This window comes from Sphingomonas sp. Root720, from assembly GCF_001428605.1.
Classification (GTDB): Bacteria; Pseudomonadota; Alphaproteobacteria; order Sphingomonadales; family Sphingomonadaceae; genus Rhizorhabdus.
Genome location: NZ_LMID01000010.1, coordinates 117,446 through 143,706, shown reverse-complemented (window position 1 = coordinate 143,706; position 26,261 = coordinate 117,446). Strand labels below are relative to the sequence as shown.

29 protein-coding genes are annotated in these 26,261 nt (G+C 69.2%); 14 read left to right on the top strand and 15 right to left on the bottom strand.

All coding sequences use genetic code 11. The annotated features are described in order from the left end of the window. Positions 1-66: 66 nt before the first annotated feature. Positions 67-1,035 carry a zinc metalloprotease HtpX gene (gene htpX / locus ASE22_RS08035; protein ID WP_056357231.1) on the bottom strand — a complete coding sequence of 323 codons (969 nt, stop codon included), beginning with the start codon at positions 1,033-1,035 and terminating at the stop codon, positions 67-69. An 82-nt stretch (positions 1,036-1,117) separates the two neighbouring features. On the opposite strand from htpX, the gene ASE22_RS26150 reads away from it, so the two are divergent. After that, the gene (locus tag ASE22_RS26150) at positions 1,118-1,288 is read left to right on the top strand and encodes a DUF1674 domain-containing protein (RefSeq protein WP_082545836.1); all 171 of its coding nucleotides are present in this window, start codon (positions 1,118-1,120) and stop codon (positions 1,286-1,288) included. A 52-nt stretch (positions 1,289-1,340) separates the two neighbouring features. Here ASE22_RS26150 and ASE22_RS08030 read toward each other — a convergent pair whose 3' ends face one another. From ASE22_RS08030 to ASE22_RS08010, 5 genes are all read right to left on the bottom strand, one after another. After that, on the bottom strand, positions 1,341-2,195 hold the full coding sequence (locus ASE22_RS08030) for a hypothetical protein (RefSeq protein WP_056357228.1): 855 nt from the start codon (positions 2,193-2,195) through the stop codon (positions 1,341-1,343). A gap of 31 nt (positions 2,196-2,226) precedes the next feature. Next, positions 2,227-2,916 (bottom strand): uroporphyrinogen-III synthase, encoded by a 690-nt coding sequence (locus tag ASE22_RS08025; protein WP_056357224.1) that lies wholly within the window; start codon positions 2,914-2,916, stop codon positions 2,227-2,229. Continuing rightward, positions 2,913-3,839, bottom strand: coding sequence for a hydroxymethylbilane synthase (gene hemC, locus ASE22_RS08020; RefSeq protein ID WP_056357221.1), 927 nt, complete (start codon positions 3,837-3,839; stop codon positions 2,913-2,915). Before hemC ends, ASE22_RS08025 begins: the two co-directional genes overlap by 4 nt. A 50-nt stretch (positions 3,840-3,889) precedes the next feature. Continuing rightward, on the bottom strand, positions 3,890-5,275 hold the full coding sequence (locus tag ASE22_RS08015; RefSeq protein WP_056357218.1) for an MATE family efflux transporter: 1,386 nt from the start codon (positions 5,273-5,275) through the stop codon (positions 3,890-3,892). A 63-nt stretch (positions 5,276-5,338) separates the two neighbouring features. Further along, a complete protein-coding gene (locus tag ASE22_RS08010; protein WP_056601394.1) occupies positions 5,339-6,880 on the bottom strand; it encodes a hypothetical protein in 1,542 nt (513 codons plus the stop codon). A gap of 59 nt (positions 6,881-6,939) precedes the next feature. Here ASE22_RS08010 and tsaD point away from each other — a divergent pair, with 59 nt between their 5' ends. Both tsaD and ASE22_RS08000 read left to right on the top strand, forming a co-directional pair. After that, entirely contained in the window at positions 6,940-7,974 is a 1,035-nt protein-coding gene (gene tsaD / locus ASE22_RS08005; RefSeq protein ID WP_056358670.1) for a tRNA (adenosine(37)-N6)-threonylcarbamoyltransferase complex transferase subunit TsaD, read from the top strand. Beyond that, positions 7,971-8,966: an NAD(P)H-dependent glycerol-3-phosphate dehydrogenase gene (locus ASE22_RS08000; protein WP_082545837.1), complete on the top strand. Its 996-nt coding sequence runs from the start codon at positions 7,971-7,973 to the stop codon at positions 8,964-8,966. Before tsaD ends, ASE22_RS08000 begins: the two co-directional genes overlap by 4 nt. Positions 8,967-9,031: 65 nt before the next feature. Here the strand turns inward: ASE22_RS08000 and ASE22_RS07995 are convergent, their stop codons facing one another. After that, complete coding sequence (locus ASE22_RS07995) at positions 9,032-9,514, bottom strand: outer membrane protein assembly factor BamE (protein ID WP_056357198.1); 483 nt, start codon at positions 9,512-9,514, stop codon at positions 9,032-9,034. 146 nt (positions 9,515-9,660) lie between these two features. On the opposite strand from ASE22_RS07995, the gene ASE22_RS07990 reads away from it, so the two are divergent. Next, positions 9,661-10,182 (top strand): ubiquinol-cytochrome C chaperone family protein, encoded by a 522-nt coding sequence (locus ASE22_RS07990; RefSeq protein ID WP_056357196.1) that lies wholly within the window; start codon positions 9,661-9,663, stop codon positions 10,180-10,182. Next, positions 10,179-10,709, top strand: coding sequence for a YceD family protein (locus ASE22_RS07985; protein WP_056357192.1), 531 nt, complete (start codon positions 10,179-10,181; stop codon positions 10,707-10,709). The genes ASE22_RS07990 and ASE22_RS07985 overlap by 4 nt, the downstream gene beginning before the upstream one ends. Before the next feature lie 13 nt (positions 10,710-10,722). On the opposite strand, the gene nhaA is transcribed toward ASE22_RS07985, so the two are convergent. Further along, positions 10,723-11,853 (bottom strand): Na+/H+ antiporter NhaA, encoded by a 1,131-nt coding sequence (gene nhaA / locus ASE22_RS07980; protein WP_056357188.1) that lies wholly within the window; start codon positions 11,851-11,853, stop codon positions 10,723-10,725. A gap of 150 nt (positions 11,854-12,003) precedes the next feature. On the opposite strand from nhaA, the gene ASE22_RS07975 reads away from it, so the two are divergent. Next, positions 12,004-12,447, top strand: coding sequence for a hypothetical protein (locus ASE22_RS07975; RefSeq protein ID WP_156397524.1), 444 nt, complete (start codon positions 12,004-12,006; stop codon positions 12,445-12,447). An 18-nt stretch (positions 12,448-12,465) separates the two neighbouring features. Here ASE22_RS07975 and nadB read toward each other — a convergent pair whose 3' ends face one another. From nadB to ASE22_RS07955, 4 genes are all read right to left on the bottom strand, one after another. Beyond that, positions 12,466-14,061 carry an L-aspartate oxidase gene (nadB, locus tag ASE22_RS07970; RefSeq protein WP_056357182.1) on the bottom strand — a complete coding sequence of 532 codons (1,596 nt, stop codon included), beginning with the start codon at positions 14,059-14,061 and terminating at the stop codon, positions 12,466-12,468. Continuing rightward, complete coding sequence (locus tag ASE22_RS07965) at positions 14,054-14,977, bottom strand: ABC transporter ATP-binding protein (RefSeq protein ID WP_056357179.1); 924 nt, start codon at positions 14,975-14,977, stop codon at positions 14,054-14,056. Before ASE22_RS07965 ends, nadB begins: the two co-directional genes overlap by 8 nt. 52 nt (positions 14,978-15,029) lie before the next feature. Then, the gene (locus ASE22_RS07960) at positions 15,030-15,965 is read right to left on the bottom strand and encodes an SPOR domain-containing protein (protein WP_056357174.1); all 936 of its coding nucleotides are present in this window, start codon (positions 15,963-15,965) and stop codon (positions 15,030-15,032) included. A gap of 98 nt (positions 15,966-16,063) precedes the next feature. Beyond that, entirely contained in the window at positions 16,064-16,450 is a 387-nt protein-coding gene (locus ASE22_RS07955; protein WP_268797087.1) for a reverse transcriptase-like protein, read from the bottom strand. A 35-nt stretch (positions 16,451-16,485) separates the two neighbouring features. On the opposite strand from ASE22_RS07955, the gene ASE22_RS07950 reads away from it, so the two are divergent. The 8 genes from ASE22_RS07950 to ASE22_RS07915 all read left to right on the top strand — a co-directional run bounded on the left by ASE22_RS07950 (position 16,486) and on the right by ASE22_RS07915 (position 22,700). Next, entirely contained in the window at positions 16,486-16,803 is a 318-nt protein-coding gene (locus tag ASE22_RS07950; RefSeq protein WP_056357171.1) for a hypothetical protein, read from the top strand. Between the two features lie 52 nt (positions 16,804-16,855). Next, positions 16,856-17,062, top strand: a complete 207-nt coding sequence (locus tag ASE22_RS07945) for a zinc-finger domain-containing protein (RefSeq protein ID WP_056357169.1) — start codon at positions 16,856-16,858, stop codon at positions 17,060-17,062. Positions 17,063-17,135: 73 nt separating this feature from the next. Next, positions 17,136-18,566, top strand: a complete 1,431-nt coding sequence (tldD, locus tag ASE22_RS07940) for a metalloprotease TldD (RefSeq protein WP_056357164.1) — start codon at positions 17,136-17,138, stop codon at positions 18,564-18,566. Positions 18,567-18,602: 36 nt separating this feature from the next. Further along, positions 18,603-19,436 carry a patatin-like phospholipase family protein gene (locus ASE22_RS07935; protein WP_056357161.1) on the top strand — a complete coding sequence of 278 codons (834 nt, stop codon included), beginning with the start codon at positions 18,603-18,605 and terminating at the stop codon, positions 19,434-19,436. Then, positions 19,436-19,984 (top strand): DUF924 family protein, encoded by a 549-nt coding sequence (locus ASE22_RS07930; RefSeq protein ID WP_056357158.1) that lies wholly within the window; start codon positions 19,436-19,438, stop codon positions 19,982-19,984. The genes ASE22_RS07935 and ASE22_RS07930 overlap by 1 nt, the downstream gene beginning before the upstream one ends. A gap of 166 nt (positions 19,985-20,150) precedes the next feature. Further along, on the top strand, positions 20,151-20,489 hold the full coding sequence (locus ASE22_RS07925) for a P-II family nitrogen regulator (protein WP_056357155.1): 339 nt from the start codon (positions 20,151-20,153) through the stop codon (positions 20,487-20,489). Positions 20,490-20,503: 14 nt separating this feature from the next. Beyond that, positions 20,504-21,853, top strand: a complete 1,350-nt coding sequence (locus ASE22_RS07920; RefSeq protein WP_056357148.1) for an ammonium transporter — start codon at positions 20,504-20,506, stop codon at positions 21,851-21,853. Positions 21,854-22,004: 151 nt separating this feature from the next. Next, positions 22,005-22,700: an endonuclease/exonuclease/phosphatase family protein gene (locus ASE22_RS07915; RefSeq protein WP_056357145.1), complete on the top strand. Its 696-nt coding sequence runs from the start codon at positions 22,005-22,007 to the stop codon at positions 22,698-22,700. A 133-nt stretch (positions 22,701-22,833) separates the two neighbouring features. Here the strand turns inward: ASE22_RS07915 and ASE22_RS07910 are convergent, their stop codons facing one another. The 3 genes from ASE22_RS07910 to ASE22_RS07900 form a co-directional block, all read right to left on the bottom strand. Beyond that, a complete protein-coding gene (locus tag ASE22_RS07910; protein WP_056357142.1) occupies positions 22,834-23,250 on the bottom strand; it encodes a TIGR01244 family sulfur transferase in 417 nt (138 codons plus the stop codon). A gap of 14 nt (positions 23,251-23,264) precedes the next feature. Beyond that, positions 23,265-25,031, bottom strand: a complete 1,767-nt coding sequence (gene recQ, locus ASE22_RS07905) for a DNA helicase RecQ (protein WP_056357139.1) — start codon at positions 25,029-25,031, stop codon at positions 23,265-23,267. Positions 25,032-25,146: 115 nt separating this feature from the next. Then, a complete protein-coding gene (locus tag ASE22_RS07900) occupies positions 25,147-26,235 on the bottom strand; it encodes an acyltransferase family protein (RefSeq protein ID WP_235537534.1) in 1,089 nt (362 codons plus the stop codon). Positions 26,236-26,261: the final 26 nt, after the last annotated feature.

Genomic DNA, 26,261 nt, shown 5'->3' with positions numbered 1-26,261 from the left:
TTGATTCCGGGCGAAGTCGAGGGATGTGTCCGAAAGAACATTTCCCGCACGGGCGGGGGAGGCGATCTAACCGCGCCCGTGCGGGTCCAGCGCACTGGCGCGCCGTTTGGTGCGCGGACCGGTGCGCGGCACCGAAGGAAGCGCGCCCGATCGCGGGGCCGACACCGCCGCGAAGTCGGGCGACGCCGTCAGCACGCCCATATCGTTGGCGATCATCTCGAGCTGAGCGATGCGGTTTTCGGTGGCCGGGTGGGTCGAGAACAGGCTGTCGCCGCCGCGCTTCATGCCGGGCACGATGTAGAGCGCCGCAGCCGCCGGGTTCCGCTCGACGACGGGATTGGGGATATGCGCCGCACCGCGTGCCAGCTTGGCCAGCGCGGAGGCGAGCGCGCGGGGCTTGCCGCTGATCTCGGCGCCGCCATGGTCGGCCTGATATTCGCGCGAGCGGCTGATCGCCATCTGGACGATCATCGCCGCGAAAGGGGCGACGAACACCGCGAGGATGGTCGCCAGCACCTGGCCCCCGTCGCGGTCGCGCCCGGCGCCGAAGAACATGCCGAAATTCGCGAGCATCGAGATCGCACCGGCGATCGTCGCGGTCATCGTCATGATCAGCGTATCGCGGTTGCGGACGTGCGCCAGTTCGTGCGCCATCACGCCCTCGATCTCGTCGCGGTCGAGGATCGCGAGCAGGCCGGTGGTGGCGGCAACCGCGGCATTCTTCGGGTTACGGCCGGTGGCGAAGGCGTTCGGATGATCGCTGTCGATGATGTAGACGCGCGGCATCGGCAGGTTGGCGCGCCGGGCGAGGCCGGCGACCAGGCCGACGAATTCGGGGCAGTTGCGCGCGTCGACCTCGCGCGCGCCGTGCATCCGCAGGACGATGCTGTCGGCGTTCCAGAAGGTGAAGAGGTTCATGCCCGCCGCGACGACCAGCGCGACCATCGCGCCGCCCGTTCCGCCGATCGTAAAGCCGAGTGCCATGAACAGCGCGGTGAGCGCCGCCAGCAGCATCGTCGTCTTCAGCATGTTCATCTCTTGCCTTTGCTCCTTGCCACGACAATGTGGGGAGAACGGGCGTCCGGTTCAATCATGCGGGCGCCGAAAGGAACGATCGATGTCCGGCAAACGCCCGCCCCATGTGAAGCCCCCGGCGCACCTGTCGCCGAACACGCCCGTGCCGCAGCCCGAAGAGGTGAAGGCCACGCCCGAGGCCGGCGGCCGCGACGGCCCCGATCCCACCCGCTATGGCGACTGGGAGCTGAAGGGCATCGCGGTCGATTTCTGAGGGCCACGGCCCGACCACGTCGTGCCGGCCTGCGCCGGCATGACGGAATGGACTAGGGCGCCGTTGAAGCCTGTTCCGCCACCACCGCCGGCGCAGGCTCGAGCAACGCGGCGCTTTCGATCCGGTCGAGCGCAACGCGGGCCTGGACGTAGCGGCGGGCTTCCGCGATCCAATCGGTGGCGATCCTGCGGTTGGGCAGGCGGGCGACCTCGATCAGGGCGGCATCGACATGGCCGGCGGCCAGGTCGTTCCGCGCGCGGGCGAAGCGGTCGACCGGTGCGTTCGAGATGACGTCGGCGCGGCGGATGACCACCAGGTCGGCCATCTCGCGGCGGAAGGATTCCCACCAGCCGGCATCGTCCGCGGCGGACGACAGGCGCGGGCCCAGGGCTTCCAGCCCGTCGCGCAGCTCGCCGATCGTCACCGGCTGGCGGCCGGCGCTGATCACGGTGGCTACCGCCTGCGGCTCGGTGCGACCGAAGCGTTCGCGCAGCACCGCCTCGAGATAGCCGAGCGGCGCCCCCCGATCGATCGCGCGGCGCGCGGCGAAGGCGATCAGCAGCCTCTCGGCGCGGTGTGCCTCGCTGGTGGCGGCGGCGGTGCGCTCGTCGATGTCGTCGACCTTCTCCTCGATGCGGTCGATCCGCTGGTCGACGATCGTCTGGACGATGTCGGCGGCAGGCGGCGGCGCGATGTTGACCAGCGCGGGACGCCGTTCGGGCGAGGGCGGGACGATGACCGGGACGGTCGGCTTGACGATCTCGGCGACCTGATCGAAGCGGTTGAACAGCCACGCCATCGCCCCCATGCCGATCAGCAGCGCGACGATCAACGTCAGCAGGATCGGCAATATGGACCGGCGGCGTGCGCCATAGGCGCCAGAGCGATCGGGGGCGGGGTCGGGCATGGGGTTCGTCTCTACTCCTGCTCTGCCCGTCTTATTGACACAGCCGCGCCGCCGCCGCCAGCAGCGCCGCGTCATCGGGCTTGTCGGCAGCGATTTCTGCCCGCCAACCGGTGCCAGCGGCGGCCAGCACGGCGGGGGCCAGAGCGGCTATCCGGACATGGCGGCGGGCGATCTTGGCCTCGTCGCACAGTCGGCCAAAATGTTCGGCGGCCCGGCCCGAATGGAGCAGCACCGCGCCGCCGCCCTCGCGCAGGGCGGCCAGCGCCTTTTCCCCGAACCTGTCGATCGCGGCGCTGCGATAGACGATGCGCCGGTCGATCGCGATCGCGTCGTGGCCCACGTCGCGATAATCCTCGCCGGCCAGATGCAGCGCGCGGGCAACGCCGTTCTCGGCGGCGGCCTCGAGCATCATCGCGGCGTCGCCGCGACCTGTACGGATATCGGTAAAGCCCGCCGCCTTGAGGGCGCGGGCGGTGGCGTCGCCCACCGCATAGGCGGGGATCACGGCATAGGGCGTTACCGCCTTGCCGGCCTGGCGCACGGCGTTGGCGCTGGTGACGAACAGCGCGTCATAGTCGGTGGCGGGCGGCGATCCCCAGGCGATCGGCTCGATCCGGAAGATCGGCGAGACGATCGGCCGCCAGCCCTGGTCGAAGGCGCGCTTGGCGGTCATGCTCGCGCCCGGCTCGGGGCGCAGGATCAGGAGGGGGGCGCGGCTCATGCGCCGGCGAACAGCGCACGGAGGCGGGGCGAGGCGCTTTCGAGCAGCCGGTGGGCGAGCGCGGCGGCATCCCCGGTGCGGAGCAGCAGCGCCTCGCCCGCGCGGCATTCGCTCCCGTCCTCGGTCAGGATCTCGGCGCGCAGCAGCAGCCCCGCGCCGGAACGGACGGCAAGCGCCCCCACCGGCGAGCGGCAATCGGCACCGAGGGCCGCGAGCAACGCGCGCTCGGCCGACACGCAGGCGTTGGTCTGGCCGTCATCGATCGCGCCGAGCAGCGCGCGGATATCCTCGCGCGTCGCCAGCGTCTCGATCCCGACCGCGCCCTGGGCCGGGGCGGGCAGCATCTCCTCGACCGGCACCGGATGGCCGACCTCGTCGCGGCCGAGCCGGAGCAGGCCGGCGCCGGCGAGCAGCGTCGCCTCGGCCTCGCCTGCCGCCAGCTTGCCGAGGCGGGTGTCGACATTGCCGCGGAACAGCACGATCGCGGCATCGGGGCGCGCGCGCCGCACCTGCGCCGAGCGGCGCGGCGAGGAGGTACCGACCCGGGCGCCGGGCGGTAGCGCGGCCAGCGAGGCCGCGCCGATCAACCGGTCACGCACGTCGGCGCGGGGCAGCATCGCGGCGATGACGATCTCTGCCGGGCGAATCGTCTCGACGTCCTTCATCGAATGGACCGCGAAATCGATCTCGCCGTCGATCAGCGCGCGGTCGAGCTCCTTGGTCCACAACGCCTTGCCGCCGACGTCGGCCAGCGCGCGATCCTGGATGCGGTCGCCGCTGGTCTTGATCGCGACGATCTCGACGGCATCCTCGTCCCAGCCATGGGCGGCTCGAAGTGCGGCGATCACCATGCGGGCCTGGGTCAGCGCGAGCGGCGAGCCGCGTGTGCCGAGGCGGAGGGGACGGGAAAGGGAAACGGTCATATCGGCGTCTCAATAGAGAAGGAGGGAGGCAAGCAAAAGCCGCTTTGCCGTCAGGCGGCTGGAACGAGGCCCAGCCGTTCGCGGCGCGACCAGCGCCAGACGAGCATGACCGCGACGACGCCGAGGCCGGTGGCAAGGCCCAGCCAGATGCCGACGCCGTCCATCTTCATCGGGAAAGCGAGCAGGATGCCGGTGCCGATGCCGATCACCCAATAGCCCATCGCAGCGAAGATCATCGGCACGCGCGTGTCCTGCAGCCCGCGCAAGGCGCCCGCGCCGATCGCCTGCGCGGCGTCGACCAGCTGGAAGAGGGCGGCGATCGCCAGGAAGGAGACGGCGAAATCGACGACCTGGGCGTTGGCGGGCAGGTCGACATCGATGAAGCCGCCGATCAGGAAGCGCGGCGCGCTGATCAGCAGCGTCGCCGTGCAGGCCGCGAACGCGGTGCCGACGCCGAGGGCGAGCCAGCCGGCACGGCCGATTGCGGCCCGGTCGCGGCGGCCATGGGCATAGCCGACCCGCACCGTGGCCGCCTGACCGATCCCCATCGGCACCATGAAGCATAGCGCGGCGATCTGGACGGCGACGGCATGGGCGGCGAGCGGCGCGCGACCGATCAGGCCCATCAGGAACACCGCCGCGTTGAACACGGTGACCTCGCATCCCACGGTGATCGCGATCGGCAGGCCGATCTTCCACACCGTCTGGAGTCGCGGCCAGTCGGGCACCCAGAAGCGGCCGAACAGACGATAGCGGCGGAAGACGCGGTGAAGGCTGACGACCAGAGCCATGCCCAGCCCCATGAAGATCGAAGTGAGCAGGCCGGCGAGCCCGGCACCGTGCAGCCCCATCGCCGGGAAACCGAGATGGCCGAAGATCAGCACATAGCCCGCCAGCGCATTGAACGGCACTGTCGCGAGGGTCACGATCACGCCCCACATCGGCCGCTCGAGCGCCGAGACATAGTTCCGCAGGACGAGGAAGACGAAATAGGGAAGCAGGCCCCATTGCAGGCTCTGGACAAGCTGCGCCGCCTGTGCGGACAGCTCGGGATCCTGCCCCAGCAGAACGAGGATCGCCTCGCTGTGCCACAGCACGGCCCAGGCGGGCAGGCAGAACATCGCCGCCGCCCAGATCGTCTGGCGCACGGTGCGGCGGATGTCTCGTACCGAATGGAGCCGGCGCCCGCGCTCGCTGGCGATCAGCGGGGAGGCGGCGGTCGTCAGGCCGATGCCGAACACCAGGAAGGCCTGATGGAGGTTCAGCGCCAGCGATCCCGCCGCGACCGCGTCGGGGCCGAGCCGACCGAGCAGGAGCAGGTCGGTCGCCGCGATCGCCGACCAGCCGAGGTTGCCGAGGACCAGCGGCAGAGCGAGCGACAGCAGCGCCTGCGCCTCCGTACGCCAGGGCGTCTCGGGATTCCCATCATGGTCCATGGCGGCGTCCTTAGCCGCCGGGGGCAGCCGAGGCCACCCCGCCCGGATGACCGCGCCAGGCGATCAGAACAGCGGTGGCTTGGGCCAGCCGGTGGGGAAGCAGTCGGCCGTGGCATCGGGCCGGGCGCGGGCCGGGGCCACGGGCCGGATGACGGTCGGCACCCCGGCGAGCGGGGCCAGGTAGCTGCCTTTCGGAAAGGCCGAGAAACTCTCGTCCCAGGCGCGCGAGAAGCCGCAGCGCGGCGGCGGCGAAACCGGGAAGGTCAGTGCGCGGGCGATCTCGGTCAGGCCGGTGACGCTCCCGAGCGCGAGGAGCAGGACGAGCGCGGCCCTGCGCCGCGCCGACAAGGCCCAGGTGCCGCCAAGCCCATCGGCGAGATGGAGGGCGAGGATGGAAAGCGCCGGGATCGAAGCGCGCATCGCGAAGTCGATCCACCAGCCGACCTGGATCAGCGGCATGGCCAGCAGCGATCCCGTGGCGATGGCGAGTACCGGACCGCCGAACCGCGCGCGCCGTCCGGCAAAGGCGATCAGCAGCCATGGGAAGAGCTCGATCGTCAGGAAGACCAGATAGACGTCGGGCCGGATCGGGAAAAATCGCGCGCCGACGGCTTCGCCCGCCGCCGCGAGATAGGCGAGCGCCGGCAGCGCGATCGCCGTCGCGCAGGCAGGCAGGGCGATGTCGGCGAGCGTGATCCGGCGGCGCCGCAGCTCGGTCCAGACGGCGTGGAGGATGAAGGGCATCGCCCCGATCGCTGCGAGCGGCGACCAGAGCGCGGTCATCGGCGGCAGCATCAGCAGCGAACCGAGCCCGAGCCGGTCGACCCGCCAGAGCAGGAAGCCGAGCGCGCCGATCCAGCCCGCGATCGCATGTTGCGGCACCCAGAAGGCCAGCGTGATCGTCGAGGAGAACTGGGTCGGGCCCCAGCCTTCGAGATGCGCGGTGGGGACCAGAAGGGCGGCATGCCCAACCTTGACCTGGCCGAGGATGTCGAGACCGCTGAAGGCGAGGAAGACGGCCAGCGCGATCAACCGCTTGCGTCGGTCCGCGAACAGGGTCGCGCCGATCGCGAACAGCAGGCCGAGCAGCAGCCCGTTCTGACCGAGCAGGACAAGGTCGGCACCGGCCTGTCCCCACAGCTTGCCGGCGAGAGCGGGCACCAGATACATGCCGATCGGCGCGCGCAGCAGATCGCCCGACGCGTAGGCGAAGGGCCAGGGATTGACCGTCATGTCGCGCAGCACCGCGTCGCGGACCTGCCAGTCGACATTGGCATAGAAGAACCGCCCCTCGCCGCCGAGCAACAGCAGCGCCACCGCAACGCCCACGCAAGCGAGCAGCGTGCCGACGGTCGGCCCGGCATGGAGGTCACGGCGGCGCGGCAGGGTGAGCAGCCAGAACAGCCCGGCGCTCAGCATCGCCCAGCCCGCATAGACCAGCGGCTGGGCCAGCCCGACGAAGCGGCAGAGCATCAAGAGGTCGAGTGCCAGCCAGCCGACCACGATGCCGAGCAGCACGGCCGCCGGCACACGCCGGGCGATTAGGGCCGGGCGTGGCGATGCGATCGCCGCATCGGGACTGGGGGCGAGGACGATCGCAACCATGATCGCCGCGCTAGCCGGCCGAGGTTAACATTCCGCATCCGATACCCTAGATGCGGCGCATGGCCCTGATCCTCGGTATCGAATCAAGCTGCGACGAGACCGCCGCCGCGCTGGTAACCAGCGACGGTCGCGTGTTGGCGCATCGCCTCGCCGGGCAGGAAGAGGCGCATCGGCCGTTCGGCGGAGTCGTCCCCGAACTGGCGGCCCGCGCGCATGTCGAGATGGCGGTGCCGCTCGTCGAAGGTGCGCTGGCCGATGCCGGCGTCACCCTGGCCGATGTCGATGCGATCGCGGCGACCGCGGGCCCCGGGCTGATCGGCGGGGTGATGGTCGGGCTGATGACGGGCAAGGCGCTCGCCCATGCCGTCGGCAAGCCGTTGATCGCGGTCAACCACCTGGAGGGCCATGCGCTGTCGCCGCGCCTCGCCGACCGCGACCTGGCCTTTCCCTATCTGCTGCTGCTCGTCTCGGGCGGCCATTGCCAGTTGCTGCTGGTGCGCGGCGTCGGCGATTACCGCCGGCTCGCCACCACGATCGACGACGCCGCGGGCGAGGCGTTCGACAAGACCGCCAAGCTGCTGGGGCTGGGCTTTCCCGGCGGCCCGGCGGTCGAGCGCGCGGCCCTGGAGGGCGATCCCAAGGTGGTGCGGCTTCCGCGTCCGCTGGTGGGCAGCGGCGAACCGCATTTCTCATTCGCGGGGCTCAAGAGCGCGGTGCTGCGCGCCCGCGACGCGGGCGTTCACCGGCCCGAGGACATCGCCGCGTCATTCCAGCAGGCGGTGGTCGACTGCCTGGTCGATCGCACCCGTATCGCCATCGGCGTCGCCGACGGGGCTACCGCGCTGGTCGTCGCGGGCGGAGTCGCCGCCAACCAGGCGATCCGTACCGCGCTGGGGGTGCTGGCGGTGGAGAACGGGCTGGCTTTCTCGGCCCCGCCGCTGTGGCTGTGCACCGACAATGGCGCGATGATCGCGTGGGCGGGCGCCGAGCGTTTCGCGGCCGGGTTGATCGACGATATGGACGTACCGGCGCGGGCGCGATGGCCGCTCGATCCCAACGCTGAAAAGGCGCGCGGCGCCGGAGTGAAGGCATGATGATGAAGCTCCAGACACTGGGCGTGGTCGGCGGCGGCGCCTGGGGCACCGCGATGGCGCAGGTGATCGCCAGCGACGGCTCCGACGTGCTGCTCTGGGCGCGGGAACCGGAGGTGGTCACCGCGATCAACGACACGCACAACAACCCGGTCTTCCTGCCGGTGCTGCCGCTCAGCGAGAGCATCCGCGCTACCGGCGACCTCGCCGCGCTGGCCGGGTGCGATGCGCTGGTGGTGGTGGTGCCCGCCCAGTTCCTCGGTTCGGTGCTGGCGCAGCTGCCGCGTCATGACGTGCCGCTCGTCCTGTGCGCCAAGGGAATCGAGGCCGGTACCCGCCGGCTGATGTCGGAGGTCGCCGCCGACGCCGCCCCCGGCGCGCCAATCGCGGTGCTGTCGGGTCCGACCTTCGCGCACGAGGTCGCGGCCGGCCGGCCGACCGCGATCACGCTGGCCTGTGCCGACGAGGCCGTCGGCCTCGCTCTTGCCGAGCGGCTGCGGCGTCCGGGTTTCCGTCCCTATCTGTCGCAGGACGTGGTGGGGGCCGAGATCGGCGGCGCGGTCAAGAATGTGCTGGCGATCGCCTGCGGCGTGGTCGAGGGCGCCGGGCTAGGCCAGAACGCCCGCGCAGCGCTGATCAGCCGCGGTTTCGCGGAGATGACCCGCTTCGGCATGGCGCGCGGCGCCCGGGCGGAGACGCTGGGCGGGCTGTCGGGTCTCGGCGACCTCGTGCTCACCTGCTCGTCGATCAGCTCGCGCAATTTCTCGCTCGGCAAGGGGTTGGGCGAGGGGGTGCCCGCCACCGAGCTGCTGCGCGACCGCCGCACCGTGGCGGAAGGCGCGACGACCGCTCCCGTCCTTGCCGAAGCCGCGCGGGCGGCAGGCGTCGACATGCCGATCGTCGATGCGGTCTGCGCGTTGCTGGCGGGGCGGGCGACGGTGGACCAGGTGGTGAGCGCGCTGCTGGCGCGACCGCTGAAGCAGGAGGGGCTGTAAGTTTTTGTTTCGCCCTCAGGCACCCGGTGCCTGAGGCAAAAACAAATACCGATTAAGGCGCAGCCTTAATTCGGATTGTCGGCCGTGCCGCCCGACTGACCGACCGAGCCGACCCGGCCGATATTGCCGAACAGTTCGCGGAAGAAGCCGCGCTTGCTGCCCAGGGTCGGGGTCTTCTCGCCGTAGAGCGAGACCTGTGCGACCTTTTCGAGGCCGCTCCGTTCGACCGAGGTGACATTGCCTTTCGCGTCGAACTTGACCGCAAGCACCGTCTGCGCGACCGGCTTGGGGGTGCGGTAGCCGACCTGGCGGGTGTCGCGAGCGACATAATACCAGGTACGATCATCGTCGAACTGACCGGCGAAGCTCGGACGACCGAGCGTCTTCTCGACCGATTCGCGGTTGTCGACGCCGGGGGCGACCGTGTTGATCAGGGTCGAGTCGACGACATAGCCCTTATGGTCGCGGATGCGGGCACAGCCGGCCGTCAGGCCCAGAATCGCGATCGTTCCGGCGATGGCCGCCGATCGCAGCAGGGTCCGGGGCATCGACTTCTCCTTGAAACACGAAAGGGCGCCCTTGCGACCGGCGCGAACCGCCTCAATATGCGCGGGACCCGCCCAGTGGCAAGATGCCCGCGCACGGTATAGAGGGCGGCGCTTGATCCCCGCTGAACGGGTGAAGGAAGATAAGCGTGAAATTTCTCAAGACCCTGTTCGGCTTCGGCCCCGATCCGCGCGAGGAACTGGTTCCGCTCTACGGCGCGATCGTCGCCGAGGCGCGCGATCCGATGTGGTATGCGGAGGCCGGTGTGCCCGACACGCTTGATGGCCGGTTCGACATGGTGGCGGCGATCCTGTCGCTCGTCCTCGTCCGCATCGATGCGGAAGGCAATGCGGGGCGGGCCTCCAGCGCGCTGCTCACCGAGGTCTTCATCGACGACATGGAGGGCCAGGTCCGTCAGCTCGGCATCGGCGATGTCATCGTCGGCAAGCATCTGGGCAAGATGGTCGCGGCGATGGGCGGGCGCCTGTCGGCCTATCGCGACGCGATCGACGATCGGACCGCGCTCGCGGAGGCGCTGGTCCGCAATCTCTGGCGCGGCGAACCGGGCCGGGAAGCGAAGCCGGTGCTGGCTGCCGAACGCCTGCAACGCATCGCGGCGGAGTTGAAGGTCATGCCGTGGGCCGGCCTGCTGGCGGGCAAGCTGCGATGACGGTCCCGGAATTCTCACGGCCCGTGCGGATCGACACGCTGGGAGAGGGCAAGCGCACGATCGCGATCGAGGCGGACGAAGCCGAGCGTGCGGCGCTGGCGAGGCGCTTCGGCCTGGTGTCGTTGGCGGCGTTGTCGGCCGAGGCCGAACTGCACCGCGAGGGTGAGGCGGTCCTCGCCGAGGGACGGTTGCGCGCTTCGGCCGAGCAGGCCTGCGTCGCCAGCGGTGCGCCGGTGCCCGCGACGATCGAGGAGGGTTTCAGCCTGCGCTTCGTACCGGAGGGCGAGGTCGAGGAAGGCACCGAGATCGAACTGGCGCCTGAGGACTGGGACACGATCGACTATAGCGGCGGCATGATCGATCTGGGCGAGGCGGTGGCCGAGACGCTGGCGCTGAGCCTCGATCCCTTCCCGCGCGCGCCCGACGCCGACACGGTGCTGCGCGAGGCCGGGGTGCTGTCGGAGGACGAGGTCGCGACCGGCCCGTTCGCGGCATTGAAGGCGCTGCAGGACAAGCTGGGCAAGTAAGCCATACGCCGGGTTATTTTTTCCCGCCGCTCCACCGCAGCAGCACATAGCCGCCGATCGCGGACAGGATCGATCCGCCCAGCACGCCGATCTTCACCTCGTCGACCAGCAGCGGATCCCGGAAGGCCAGGCCGCCGATGAACAGGCTCATCGTGAAGCCGATCCCGCAGAGCAGGGCCACGCCATAGACCTGCGTCCAGCCGGCGCCCGCCGGGCGTTGCGCGAGGCCGAGTGCGACGGCCAGACGGACACTGCCGAAGATGCCGATCTGCTTGCCGAGGAAAAGGCCTGCCGCGATGCCGAGCGGTAGGGGCGCCAGAAGCTGTTCCATGCCGATCCCCCCGAAGGAGACGCCGGCATTGGCGAAGCCGAACAACGGCACGATCGCGAAGGCCACCCAGGGGTGGAGGCGATGTTCGAGCCGTTCGAGCGGCGAATTGTCGTCGTTGCCCAGTGGGATTGCGAGCGCGGCGAGCACGCCGGCAATCGTCGCATGGACGCCCGACAGCAGCACTGCGAGCCACAGCAGCGCCGCGAGAAGCAGATACGGCCACAGCATTCTGACGCCGAGCCGGCCGAGCCCGACCATGACCGCGAGGATGACCGCGGTGGCCAGCAGCGCCGGGCCGCTGATCGAGGCGGTGTAGGCCAGCGCGATGATCGCGACCGCGCCCATGTCGTCGACGATCGCGATCGTCGTCAGGAACAGCTTGAGCGATGCGGGCGCGCGGCTGCCGAGCAGTGCGAGCACGCCGATCGCGAAGGCTATGTCGGTCGCGGTCGGGATCGCCCAGCCGCGGGCGAGATCGTCCATTCCGCCGACGAAGCTCAGGTAGAACAGCGCCGGCACCACCATGCCCGCCGCCGCCGCGATGCAGGGCAGCACGCGGTCCGACCAGCGGGAGAGGTGGCCGCGCAGGAATTCGCGCTTTATTTCCAGGCCGACCAGCAGGAAGAACAGCGCCATCAGCGCATCGTTGATCCAGTGCAGCAGGCTGAGCGGGCCGAACTTCGCATGGAGAAGTTCGAAATAGGTGGGAGCCAAAGGGCTGTTGGCGACAATCATCGCTGCGCTCGCGGCGACGATCAGGATGATTCCGCCGGCGGCCTCGGTCATCAGGAAGCTTCGGAGCAATGTACGCATCGTTCGAGACTAGAGGTTTGTGCCGCGATTGTCGAAATCTTCCGGCTTTCTCATACCTTGGTCGCAAATCCGGCCGCAGATGGCGGAATGGTAACCCCCCGGTCATCATCTTCGTTCAGCGCTGGGGGCATGATATCGCAACGCGAAATTTTGCTGGCCAGGCTCGACGAGCATCAGGCCAAGGCGCTCGCCGTGATCCGGCGGGGGGACGACCTGCTCGCACCCTGTGCCGAGCCGGATCCAGGCTTGCTCAGCCGGTCGCGCTGGGAGCTGACCCGCATCCTGGCGGCCTACCAGGCCTTCAAGCATCATGAGCTGTTCAACCCGATCATCCGCAACGGCCCGCCCGACAAGGCGCGCCTGGCCGAGCAGATGAAGCGCGAATGCGAGGCGATGGGCGCGGAGTTCCTCGAGCATGTCGCACGCTGCACCAACCTCGATATCGCCGCGCACTGGTCGAGCTATCGACCGGCGGTGGTGGCGCTGCTGGCCAAGGTGAAGGCGCATATGGCGCGCGAGCGCTGGGTGGCCGACAGCCTGTTGCTCGCACGGCCGGCCGAGCCACTACCGATCCGGGCGGCGGCGGGCGCGTGATCCGGGATGCCCGGCAGGTCAGGGGACCAGGATCGTGTCCTTCGCCTCGTCGAGCATGTCCGGGAAGTCGAGCGTATAGTGCAGGCCCCGGCTCTCCTTGCGGTGGAGCGCGGAGCGCACGATCAGGTCGGCGACGTCGAGCAGGTTGCGCAGTTCGATCAGGTCCGAGGTGACGCGGAAATTGCCGTAATAGTCGGCGACTTCCTGTCGCAGCATCGCGACCCGATGCGCGGCGCGCTCGAGCCGCTTGGTCGTCCGGACGATCCCGACATAATCCCACATGAAACGGCGGATCTCGCGCCAGTTGTGCTGGACGATCACCTCCTCGTCCGAATCGGTGACCCGGCTTTCGTCCCACGGCCGGATCGGCGGCGGCGGGGGCATGTCGTCGAAATGGCGCTTGATATGCTCGGCCGCCGCATCCCCGAACACGAAGCATTCGAGCAGCGAGTTGGAGGCGAGGCGGTTGGCGCCGTGCAGGCCCGACTGGGTGACCTCACCCGCCGCATAGAGGCCGGGCAGGTCCGTCCGGCCGTCCAGATCGACCATCACGCCGCCGCAGGTATAATGGGCAGCGGGCACGATCGGGATCGGTTCCTTCGTGATGTCGATGCCGAGCCCGAGCAGCTTCGCGTGGATCGTCGGGAAATGGCCGATGACGAAATCGGCCGGCTGGTGGCTGATGTCGAGATGGACATAGTCGAGACCGAGACGTTTGATCTCGTGATCGATCGCACGGGCGACGATGTCTCGCGGCGCCAGCTCGGCCCGTTTGTCGAAGCGCGGCATGAAGCGCCGGCCGGTCGTGGGGAGCTTGAGCTGTCCACCCTCGCCGCGCATCGCCTCGGTGATCAGGAAATTCTTGACCTCCAGATTGTACAGGCAGGTCGGGTGGAACTGCATGAACTCCATGTTGGAGACACGGCAGCCCGCGCGCCACGCCATGGCGATGCCGTCGCCGGTCGCGCCGCGAGGGGACGTCGAGAAGAGATAGGCGCGGCTGGCGCCGCCGGTCGCGAGCACGGTCGCACGGCCGGTGAAGGTCTCGATCGCGCCGGTCGCGCGATCGACCGCATAGACGCCCCAGACATGGCCGTCGCCCGAATAGCGTTCGCCATGCCGGCTGGTGACGAGGTCGATCGCGGCACGGTCGGGGAACAGCGTGATGTTGGGATGCGCGACGGCCGCCTTTTCAAGCGCCAGCTGGACGGCGTGGCCGGTCGCGTCGTCGACATGGACGATCCGGCGGTGGCTGTGCCCGCCCTCGCGCGTCAGGTGCCAGCGGTCCTTGTCGCCGGCCTCGCCGGGATTGAAGGGAACGCCCAGCGCCGCCAGCTTCTCGATCGCGCGCGGGGCATGTTCGACGACGAACTCCACCGACTCGCGGTCGTTGAGCCCGGCGCCCGCCACCATCGTGTCCTCGATGTGCGATTCGAAGGTGTCGCCGGGTTCCAGCACGGCGGCGATGCCGCCCTGCGCCCAGGCGGTCGATCCGTCGGAGATGCCCGCCTTGGCGAGCACGCCGACCCTGAAGCGATCGGCAAGATTGAGCGCCGCGGTCAGGCCCGCGGCACCCGATCCTATCACGACGACATCGAACCGGTGCTCAGTCATTACCCGCGCGCGTCAAGGCCAGGAACACATCCTCCAGGTCGGCTTCCTGGGTCGAGACGTCGACGATGCCGAGACCGTTCTTCTGCACCGCCGCCAGCACCTCGCCCGCATTCACCTTGTCCTTGGAATAGGTGATGACGAGGGTGCGGCTGCCCTTCAGCTCGACCTTGTCGAAGCAGATGGCGTCGGGGGCCTTGTCGAGGTCGCGGTCGACGGTCACCGAGACCGCCTTTTCCTGCGCCTTTCCGACCAGCTCGCGGGTCGGCTCGTTGGCGATCACCCGGCCATGGTTGATGATTGCGATCCGATCGCAAAGCTCCTCGGCCTCTTCGAGATAATGGGTGGTGAGCACCACGGTCACGCCGTTGGCGTTGAGCTCGCGCACATATTCCCACAGCTGCTGGCGCAGCTCGACGTCGACGCCGGCGGTGGGTTCGTCGAGAACCAGCACCGGCGGCGAATGGACCATTGCCTTGGCGACCAGCAGGCGCCGCTTCATGCCGCCGGACAGCGAGCGCGCATAGGCGTCGGCCTTGTCCTCGAGGTGGACGGCGCGCAGGAGCTCGTCGGTCAGCCGTCGGTCCTTCGGGACGCCGTAGAAGCCGGCCTGGTTGTCCAGCGTCTCGCGCGGGGTGAAGAAGGGATCGAAGACGATTTCCTGCGGGACGATGCCGATCGACGCCTTGGCGTTGCGCGGGTCCCTGTCGATATCGAAACCCCAGATCGACACCTGGCCCGCGCTCTTGTTGACCAGCCCGGCGAGGATGTTGATCGTCGTCGACTTGCCCGCGCCATTGGGGCCTAGCAGCCCGAATATCTGACCTCGCGGTATCTCAAGATCCACGTCGAACAGGGCCTGCTTGCCGCCCTTGTAGATCTTGGAAAGGCCCCGGATGCTGATCGCCGCGTCGCTCATGGCGGGGGGCATAGCGGGTGGCGGGCGCTCGCGCAAAAGGAAGATGCGGGGCTCAGGCCCTAGGTGGGACCGGCAGGCAGTCGAGGCCCGCGCCGGCGGCGGCGGCGCACAGGGCGATCGCCTGGCCGCGATCGCTGACCGGGCCGATGCGGACGCGGACCAGCTTGCTGTCGGGCACGTCTTCGTAGTGCGGCTCGAAATCGGCGGCGCCTTTCATCCGCTGGCGGATCCGGCCCCAGGCATCGCGCGCGGCGCGGTCGCCCGAATAGGCGCCAAGCTGGATGCGCCAGGGCGGCTCCGACGAGGAGACCGGCGCGATCGCCGGGGCCGCCCGCATCGCCAGCGCCACCGCGGGCCGCGCGGGCGAGCGGTCGCCCTTCTTCCAATCCGCCAGCGCGACCTGATAGCGGGCATAATCCCGATAGAAGTCGGTGAACGGCGTGGTGAGCCGGTCGAGCGCGGCGGGGGCGAAGTCCGACAGCTTCTCGGCCGGCACGGCGGCGGCCTCGGTCGCGACCTTGGCCGCGGCGGCGCAGAAACGGGACTGGGCGGGCGGTTGGGCGAAGAAATTATAGACCTGGGTGACATGCGCGTCGGTCGCGGCGGCGCTGCCGAAGCGGGTCCCCTCGGCGCGATAGGCCGCGGCCAGCGTCCTGCGCTGGCGGCCGAGCAGGCGGTTGTAGCTGGCGGCGAGGCCGAGCGTGCCGTTCCGGTCGCAGGTCAGGGCGGCGACGTTGAGCGCCGAACGCAGGTGCCACATCGCCTCCGCCACGGAGAGGTCCGAATTGACGGTGCGATAGCCGCCCTTGCCGTCGCTTTCGGGCAGGCGCAGATTCTCGATCGCGCCCGATGGCGGCGTGGGTCGGGGAAGGCTGGTTGCGGGCGGGACCTGCGATGGGGTCCGCACCGCCTTCCTGCCGCAGCCGGCGAGGACGAGCGCGGTGACGGTCAGGGCCGTCGTCCAGCCTGCAAGAATCCGGACGTTCATCGGCAACCGCTCCTCCCGCGCCCGTCATGCGCGGCAATGGCCGGCCTGTCAGGAGTCGTTGCGCCGGTGCGAGTCGATCGCGGGCCGAACGGAATCGGTCAGCGGCCTCGGCGCGCCTTGTCGAGCGCGATGCCGGCCAGGTTCTGCGATCGCCCGACATGGCGCAGCCGCACCCGGGCGAAGCCGCGCGCCAGTGCGCGGTAGCGCGCGATGCGATCGCAGTCGCCGCGCTGGACGCCGCGCGCCTGGCGAATGACCGACAGCGAATCGCCGATCAGGATGAGGTCGGTCTCGTCCCGGCTCGCGGCCAGCTCCAGAGCGTGCAGCAGGGCGAGCCATTCGGCGTCCTCGTTGCTGCCGTCGCCCAGATCGCGCCGGAAATGGGCGACGCCGCGCAGCACGGCGGCGGTCTCCATTGCGCCCGGATTGGGCCTGCAGCCGCCATCGAAGTAGATCTTTACCGGGGCGTCGTGCTTTTCGTTCACCTGCGCTTCACTTGTCGGCTATCATCATCCGACCCATGACAGCACATCGCTCCCTTGCACGATATGGTCTTGCGCTCGCCGCGCTGCTGGCAGCATCGGCGGCTGTTGCCGAGGAGACGGTGGTGGCGCTCAGCCCCGAGGCCAAGGAGAAGCTCCTCGACGCTGCCGCGGCGCGCGCGCCCAGGATGATCGGCGAACCCGCGATCAACGGGCTCGATCGCGGCGTGCATGGCGAGGTCGGCATGTTCGTCGGCACCGGCGGCGCGCGTGGCGTATTCGGATCGGCGGTCGCACCGGTCGGCGAGAACGGGCAGATCGCCATCGCTTTCGAGAATAGCCGCTTCGGGCGCTGAACGGGTCGTTCCGGGCGTTGCGCGTCGTCCCGCCGCTTGCTAATCGGCGCATATGAGCATTCCGGCGCCGACTCCCGAAACCGTCACCGTCACCTCGACCCGCGTCGTCTGCGACGGCGCGAGCGATATCCCCGGCGGCGAGGCCCTCGGCCATCCGCGCGTGTTCATCGAGATCGACGCCGACCTCGGCTATGCCGACTGCGGCTATTGCGACCGCCGCTTCGTCCTCGACGGCAAGGGCGCGCCCGCGCACCATTGACGGATGGCGGGTAGGGCGCCGTTCCTGCAAATATCGCTATTGGGCTTCGCGTCGGAGCGCCTATATCGGCCCCATGACCATGCTCCCCGCAGACCCCCGCCATTTCCTCTATCGCGATGCGCTCGATCCCGATGCGGCGCTGCGTCTCACCGCGCAGACGCTCAAGGACTGCGACGACGGCGAGCTCTATCTCCAATATCTGTCGTCGGAGAGCTTCGGCTTCGACGACGGGCGGCTCAAGACCGCGGACTACAACACCCAGGCCGGCTTCGGCCTGCGCGGGGTTTCGGGTGAGACGACCGCCTTCGCCCACGCCAATGAGCTGAGCGAGGCCGCGATCATCCGCGCCGGCGAGACGATGAGTCTGCTCGATCCGTCGACCGGCCACCGTGCCGCGCCGCCGCGCCGGACCAACAGCCGCCTCTACACCGCCGACGATCCGCTGGGCCTGATTCCCTTCGCGCGGAAGGTAGAGTTGTGCCAGCAGATCGACGCCGCAGCGCGCGCCCGCGACCCGCGCGTCCAGCAGGTCACGGTCGGCCTGTCGGGATCGTGGAGCGTGGTCGAGATCGTCCGTCCCGACGGCTTCACCGCCTTCGACGTGCGCCCGCTGGTTCGCCTCAACGTCTCGGTCGTGGTCGAGCAGAACGGCCGCCGCGAGACCGGTTTCTTTGGCCTGGGTGGCCGCTATCTGTACGATCGCCTGTTCGAGCCGGCGCAGTGGAACCGGGCGATCGACGAGGCGCTCCACCAGGCGATCGTCAACCTCGACGCGGTCGCCGCACCCGCCGGCGAGATGACCGTCGTCTGCGGACCCGGCTGGCCCGGCGTGCTGCTGCACGAGGCGATCGGCCACGGCCTGGAAGGCGACTTCAACCGCAAGGGCACCTCGGCCTTCTCGGGCCGGATCGGCGAACGGGTCGCGGCGCCGGGCGTCACCGTCGTCGACGATGGCTCGATCGCCGACCGGCGCGGATCGCTGACCATCGACGACGAGGGCACGCCGACCCAGTGCAACGTCCTGATCGAGGACGGCATCCTGAAGGGCTATATCCACGACCGGCTCAACGCCCGGCTGATGGGGGTCGACCCGACCGGCAACGGCCGTCGCGAGAGCTATGCCCATGCGCCGATGCCGCGCATGACCAACACCTTCATGTATGGCGGCGAGGACGATCCGGAAGAGATCATCGCGCGCGCCGGCAACGGCATCTACGCCAAGAGCTTCGGCGGCGGGCAGGTCGACATCACCAGCGGGAAGTTCGTCTTCTCCTGCACCGAGGCGTACAAGATCGAAAACGGCAAGCTGACCGTGCCGATCAAAGGCGCGACGCTGATCGGGGACGGTCCGTCGGTCCTCACCAAGGTCACGGCGATCGGCAACGACATGGCGCTCGACGAGGGCGTCGGCATCTGCGGCAAGGGCGGCCAGTCGGTTCCCGCCGGCGTCGGCCAGCCGACGGTGATGATCTCGGCGCTGACGGTCGGCGGCACCGCCGCGTAACGGAAGGTCCACAGTCGTGGGCCACAGCCGATAGCCATGGGTATCGCGATCGCGCTCGGTGGAGGAGCGGCGCTCGGCTGGGCGCATATCGGCGTCCTCCGCGCGCTGCAGGACAACGGTATTCCGATCCGCGCGGCGGCGGGCACCTCGATCGGTGCGCTCGCGGCGGTCGCCTATGCGGCGGGCAAGCTCGACCCGCTCGAACGGATCGCGCGATCGACCAACTGGCTGCGCGTGCTCTCCTATCTCGACATCCATTTCCGGCCCGGCGCCATGCTGGGCGGGCGCGGCATCCTGCGCGACCTGGAGATGCATTTCAGCCGGCTCCAGTTCCAGGAACTGCTGATCCCCTCCGCCGCCGTCGCCTGCGATCTCGTCTCGGGTCGGCCGGTCGTCATCGATCGCGGGCCGGTCAATCCGGCGATCATGGCCTCGATCGCGATCCCCGGGCTGTTCCGGCCGGTCCAGTTCGACGGCAAGGTCCTGGTCGACGGCGGGGTGGTGATGCCGGTGCCCGTCCTGGCGGCGCGGCAACTAGCCCCCCACCTGCCGGTGCTGTCGGTCAATCTCCAGGGCGATTATCATGGTCGCCGGGTCGCCACGGCGATCCGTGCGCGGCCGGCGCGCAACCATCCGTCGATGGCCGTCGTTAGAGCTTCCACGATGTTGCTGATGGCCGAACTGGCGCGCCACTCGCTGGCGCTCGATCCGCCCGACTATGCGCTGACCCTGCCGGTCGGCCATGTCGAGATCCACGACTTCACGCGCGCCGACGAGCTGATCGCGATCGGCCGCCGCACCGTAGAGGAACGGATCGACGACATCCGGGCGCTGGTGGGCCGTCCGCCGCGCAGGCCGGTGCGGCGCTGATGGAGCCCGCCGAAGCCACCGCGGCGATCCTCGATTACTGGTTCGGCGAAATCGGGCCCGATCGCTGGTGGGTCCGCTCGGACCAGACCGACGCGGCGATCGTCGACCGCTTCCGGGAGCTGTGGGAGGAATGGCGCAGCCGGACCCCGGCGAGCTTCCTCGGCTCGGCGCGCGAGGCGCTGGCAGGCGTGATCCTGTTCGACCAGTTCCCGCGCAACATGTTCCGGGGACATGCGGACGCCTTTTCGACCGACCCGCTCGCGCTCGCAATCGCCAAGGGCGCGGTCGAGCGCGGGCTCGACGAGGCGCTGGCGCCCGGCGAGCGCGGCTTCCTCTATATGCCCTTCCAGCACAGCGAGGTTCCGGCCGACCAGCAACGTTCGCTGGCGCTGTTCACCGCGCTGGGCGACGAGAAGTCGCTCGCCTTCGCGCATGCGCACCACGACATGATCGCGCGCCATGGCCGCTTTCCCGCACGAAACGCCGCGCTCGGCCGCGCCGACCGTCCCGGCGAGCAGAGTGCCATCGAAATGAGCAGCGATTGGTAGAAGCGCCTGCCTAAAAAAGGGGCAGGGCTTAACTTTTACGCAAACGCCTTCCGAGTCCTTTGGTTCCCTTTTCAACCTCCCGAGACATCGAGCCCGTGAATCCAGCGGTTCGCGTAACTGGCACGCTTATTGCGATGCACAATCGGGCTGAAAAGAGGGAGGCAGAATGAAACTCGTCATTGCCATCATCAAGCCGTTCAAGCTGGACGAGGTGCGGGAAGCCCTGTCCGGTCTTGGCGTGCAGGGCATGACCGTTACCGAGGTCAAGGGCTTCGGGCGGCAGAAGGGCCAGACGGAAATCTACCGGGGGGCCGAGTACAGCACCAACATGGTTCCGAAGATCAAGGTCGAGGTGGCCACCACCGACGACCTGGCGGGCCGCGTCGTCGAGGCGATCCAGCAGTCGGCCAACACCGGCGCGATCGGCGACGGCAAGATCTTCGTCCTCGACGTCGCGCAGGCGGTGCGGATCCGCACCGGCGAGACCGACGACGTCGCGCTCTGATAAAAGGGGGAAACATGAAGCTTTACAACAAGCTGGCGACGGGTTTCGGCGCTCTCGCCGTCACCGCGCTGACCGCCATGCCCGCCTGGGCCCAGGACGCCGCCGCGGCGGCCGCTCCCGTTCCGGACAAGGGTGACACCGCCTGGATGATGGTTTCGACCGTCCTCGTCCTGGCGATGATCCTGCCCGGCCTCGCTCTCTTCTACGGCGGCCTCGTCCGCACCAAGAACATGCTGTCGGTGATGACCCAGATCGGCGCAGCCGCCGCCCTGGCGATGATCGTCTGGGTTTGCTGGGGCTATTCGATGGCCTTCGGTCCCGACGCTTCCGACGGCCTCAAGCCGTTCATCTCAAGCTTCGGCAAGGCGTTCCTGTCGGGCATCGCGCCCGACTCGACGGCCGCTACCTTCACCAGCGGCGTCGTCATCCCCGAATATGTGTTCGTCTGCTTCCAGATGACCTTCGCCGCCATCACGGTCGCGCTGGTGCTGGGTTCGGTCGTCGAGCGCATCAAGTTCTCGGCGGTGATGATCTTCGCTCTGATCTGGCTCACCATCGTCTATTTCCCGATCGCCCACATGGTCTGGGCGGCCGGCGGCCTGTTCTTCGACATGGGCGCGCTCGACTTCGCGGGCGGTACCGTGGTGCACATCAACGCCGGTGTCTCGGCGCTGGTCGCCTGCATCATCCTCGGCAAGCGCATCGGCTACATGAAGGACAGCATGGCGCCGCACTCGATGACGCTGACCTTCGTCGGCACCGGCCTGCTGTGGGTGGGCTGGTTCGGCTTCAACGCCGGCTCGGCCCTCGAGGCCAATGGTTCGGCGGGTCTCGCGATGATCAACACCTTCGTCGCCACCGCCTCGGCCGGTCTCGCCTGGCTGGTCGTCGAGAAGCTCTTCGGCCACAAGCCGTCGGCCCTCGGCTTCTGCTCGGGCATCATCGCCGGCCTCGTCGCGGTCACCCCGGCGGCCGGCAACTCCGGTCCGTTCGGTGCGATCGTGCTCGGCGCCGTCGCTTCGCTGATCTGCTACATCGCCGTCGCCAAGATCAAGCCGATGCTCGGCTATGACGACTCGCTCGACGCCTTCGGCATCCACGGCGTGGGCGGCATCGTCGGCGCGATCGGCACCGGCATCGTCTATGCTCCGTCGCTCGGCGGCCCGGGCGCTGCCGACTACGACATGGGCGCCAAGCTGGTCGTCCAGGTCATGGCCGTCGGCACCACGATCATCTGGGCGGCGATCGGCACCACCATCGCCATCTACATCGCCAAGCTGGTCACCGGCCTCCGGGTCAGCGCCGAAGCCGAGGTCGAAGGCCTCGACCTCTCGGAGCATGGCGAGCGCGCCTACAACTACTGATTGCGAATTGGGGCCGCCCGTTACGGGTGGCCCCTCCGAGCGTTCCTCCTGCGAACGCACTGGGCCGGTGGGGCAACCCATCGGCCCTTTTTTTGTTGTTGATGCAGATTATGCGAGACGCCCCGCCCATGGACAATAGAACCCGCCCATCATGATCACCGTCGCGAGCTACAATATCCGCAAGGGCCTGGGCACCGACCGCCGCCGCCGGCCCGACCGCATCCTCGAAGTGCTGCACGAGATCCATGCCGACATCGTCGCGCTGCAGGAGGCCGATCGCCGCTTCGGTGCGCGGCAGAGCGCGCTGCCGGTCGAACTGATCGCCCAGGGCGAGTACAAGGCGGTGCCGTTCGACATAAGGCCCGGCGGGATCGGCTGGCACGGCAATGCTATTCTCGTCCGCCATTCGGTGGATATCGCCGAGTTCGAGCCGATCGCGCTGCCGACGCTCGAGCCGCGCGGCGCGGTGATGGCCGAGCTGCGGATCGGCGGCAACCAGCTTCGCGTCGTCGGCATGCACCTCGACCTGTCGGGCCTATGGCGACGGCGGCAGGTGCGAGCGATCATCGAGCATATCCGGCGGCGACGGCACAGGATGCCGACCGTGCTGATGGGCGACCTCAACGAATGGTCGCTCCACGGCGGCTGCATTCGCGAGTTCGCCCCCGGCCTCCACGTCGCGCCGACGGGCCGCAGCTACCACAGCAAGCGCCCGATCGGCTGCCTCGACCGGATCATCCTGACGCCCGACCTGCACCTCGTCTCCTGCGGCGTGCATATCAGCGAACGGGCGCGGCTGGCTTCGGATCACCTGCCGATCTGGGCGCGGTTGAACTGGTCGGGTTGAACGCGGCGTCGTGGCCCGCCGGTGGCGTTGCTTCTTCGCCCGTCATCCCGGCGAAAACCGGGATCTCACTTTTCTCCGGCGCGCGAAGGCAGTGAGTTTCCAGCTTCCGCTGGAATGACGCTCGATCGGGGAATCAGTGCGGGCCGAGCAGGGGCTTGATCGGCGAGATGTCATATCCCGCGCCGGCCGCCTTGCGGGCCAGCACCTCGGCATCCTCGCCGTCGGCGCCCTTGGCGAGCGCCCAGACGAAGGTCGACCGGGTGCCCGAGCGGCAGAAGGCCAGCACCGGCCCTCCCGCATTCGCCAGCGCATCACGCATCGCGGCGACCTGGTTGGCGGAGAAGCCGCCATGGCCGATCGGGATCGCGACATAGGCGAGCCCGGCGGCCCGCGCGGCTTCGCGGATATCCTCGCCCGATGGCTGGCCCGGCTCTTCCTGCTCGGGGCGGTTGTTGATGATCATGACGAAGCCCTGCTCGGCCGCCGCCCGCACCTCCTCCACGCCGATCTGCGGAGCGACCGAGATGCTGTCGTCGATCTTGCGGAACATGGCGGCGTTCTCCCTCAGCCCTGATGGCCTTGAATCGCGGCGAGGAAGGCCTCGCCATAGGTTTCCAGTTTCTTCGCCCCTACGCCCGAAATCCGTGCAAGGCCAGACAGCGTGCCGGGTTTGACCGCGGCCATTTCGCGCAGCGTGGAATCGTTGAAGACGACATAGGGCGGCACGCCCTGCTCGCGGGCGAGGTCGCGGCGAAGGCTGCGCAGCGTGTCGAACAGCGCATCGTGCGGATAGTCGACGCCGTCGCGCGACTTGCGCCGGCGCTGCCGCTCGGGGGGCAGGACGAGGGGAACCTGCTCCTCGCCCTTCAGGATCGCACGCGCCGCCGGGCCGAAGGACAGGCCGCCATAATCGTCGGCGCGCAACGCATCGCGGGCCAGCAGCGCGCGGGCGACCGGCTTGATCAGCTTCTGCTCGGCGTCGTCGGCGATGCCGAACACCGACAGCCGGTTGTGGCCCAGCATCAGGATCTTCTCGGTCTCGCGTCCCGAGAGGACATCGGCGAGATGGGTGACGCCGTAGCGCATCTCGGTGCGGAAGGCGGCGGAGAGCAGCTTCTGCGCGACGACGCTGGCGTCGACCCCGGTCGGCGGGCTGAGGCAGTTGTCGCAATTGCCGCAGGCGGGCGGCGGGTCCTCGCCGAAGTGGCGGAGCAGGATCGCGCGGCGGCAGCCCGGCGCCTCGACGAGCATCGCCATCGCGTTGAGCCGCTGGCGCTCGCCCGAACGGCGGCCTTCCTCGACGTCGGTCTCGATCCGCCGGCGCGCGCGGGCGAAATCCTCGGCGCCCCAGAAGAGCTGGGTGACGGCGGGCTCGCCGTCGCGGCCGGCGCGACCGGTCTCCTGATAATAGGCCTCGATCGACTTGGGCAGTCCCGCATGGGCGACGAAGCGGACATCGGGCTTGTCGATGCCCATGCCGAAGGCGACCGTCGCCACCATCACCATGTCCTCGGACGCGACGAACGCCTTCTGGTTGGCGGCGCGGATCCTGGCGTCGAGCCCGGCATGATAGGCCCGCGTCGGACGGCCCGAGGCGCCGAGCTGCGCGGCCAGCTTCTCGGTCGCGTCGCGGGTCGGGGCATAGACGATGCCGGGACCGGGATTCTCGTCGAGCAGGGTCGCCAGCTGCCGGCCGACCCCGTCGCGCGGGGTGATGCCGTAGCGCAGGTTGGGACGGTCGAAGCCCGCGAGGATCAGCCCCTCGTCCTCGATGCCGAGCTGGGCGAGGATGTCGTCGCGCGTATGGCGGTCGGCGGTCGCGGTCAGCGCGAGGCGGGGCACGTCGGGCCGCGTTTCGAGCAGACCGCGCAGCAGCCGGTAGTCGGGGCGGAAATCATGCCCCCATTCGGATACGCAATGTGCCTCGTCGATCGCGATCAGGGCAAGCGGCACCTGCCCCAGCAGCCGGCGGAAGCCCTCGGTCGAGACCCGCTCGGGGGCGACGTAGAGCAGGTCGAGCTCGCCCGCACGCAGCCGGTCGATCGTCTCGTCGCGATTATCGTCGGCGGAGGTCAGCGCGGCGGCGCGGATGCCGGCGGCCTCGGCCGAGCGGACCTGGTCGTGCATCAGCGCGATCAGCGGCGAGACGACGAGGCCGGTGCCCGGCCGGCACAGCGCGGGGATCTGGTAGGTCAGCGACTTGCCCGCCCCGGTCGGCATCACCGCCAGCGTGTTGAGTCCGGCCATCACCCGGTCGATCACGTCCTGCTGGCGTCCCCGGAACTGGGAATAGCCGAAGGTCGTGTGGAGGGCTTCCAAAGGGGTGGGCATCGGGCCCTTCTAGTCGAAGATGGCGGGGTGTCGAGCCGCCGCGCCGACAATTCGTCGCTCCGGCGGGTGCGGAAATCGCGACGATTTAATGTATAGACATATCGACCGGGCCGGGTCAGGCCGGTCGCTTCGGCCCACGCCGGTTCATCCATTTCTGGGCGGGCAGCTCGAACCCGTGATAGAGGATCGCCGAGGCCGCCAGGACGATCAGCAGGAACAGGCCCAGCACCGGCAGCGGCACGCCGCCCACATCGCCGACGAACACTATCTTGAAGACCAGGAACAGCAGCGCATGGGCCAGATAGGTCGCATAGCTGATCTCGCCGAACCAGTGGATCACCCGGCCCTTCATCGGGCTGCGGCCCTCGGCGGTAAGGGCAAGCAGCAGCAGCAGGGCGACGAAGGCGAAGGGCAGGGCCAGCGTCTCGGGCACTCCGCCGAACCAGGCGGCCAGGGCCGCCGCCGACAGGATGGCCGCGGTGGCGGCCGGGCGCTTCGGCGCCTCGCGCCAGCGCAGCCACAGCGCCGCGACGATCGTCCCCATGCCGAACTCGAACAGGCAGCGCGGCAGACCGAGATGCGCGATGTCGTCGCCGAGAAGCTGCGCGCCGGTCGCGGCGAACAGCCCGAACAGGCTCGCCAGCAGCAGCGCGAGGACGGCGAGCAGCATCGGGGTGGACGTCCGCCGCCAGTCGGCACCGGCCATCAGCAGCGGAAACAGCAGATAGGCGCCCAGCTCGCAGCTGATCGACCAGGCGGGCACGTTCCAGCCGAGCGGCGCGAAGCCCCAATTCTGCACCAGCAGCAGGTGGAAGGGCAGCATGTCCCAGGCGAAGTCCTGCGGCATGCCGCGCCCGGTCGCGACGCAGACGATCGCGAAGGCGATGGCGACGAGCAGCATCAGCAGGTGGAGCGGATAGATGCGCGACAGCCGCCGCCACAGGAAATGCGGCACCGCGCGCGCGCCATGGCGGCGCAGCATCTCGCCATAGTTGAGCCAGATCACGAAGCCCGACAGGACGAAGAAGAAGTCGACCGCCAGATAGCCCTTCGCGAAGAAGCCGATCACCGCAGGGGGCAGCGATCCGGCGGCGCTGTCGCGGATATGATAGAGGACGACGTACCAGGCCGCGATCCCGCGCGCCGAGGTGAGCGGACGAAGTTCGTGCCGTACCTGCAATGCGCGTTCTCGAACCCCCGTCACCCCAGCGGAGGCTGGGGTCGATGTCC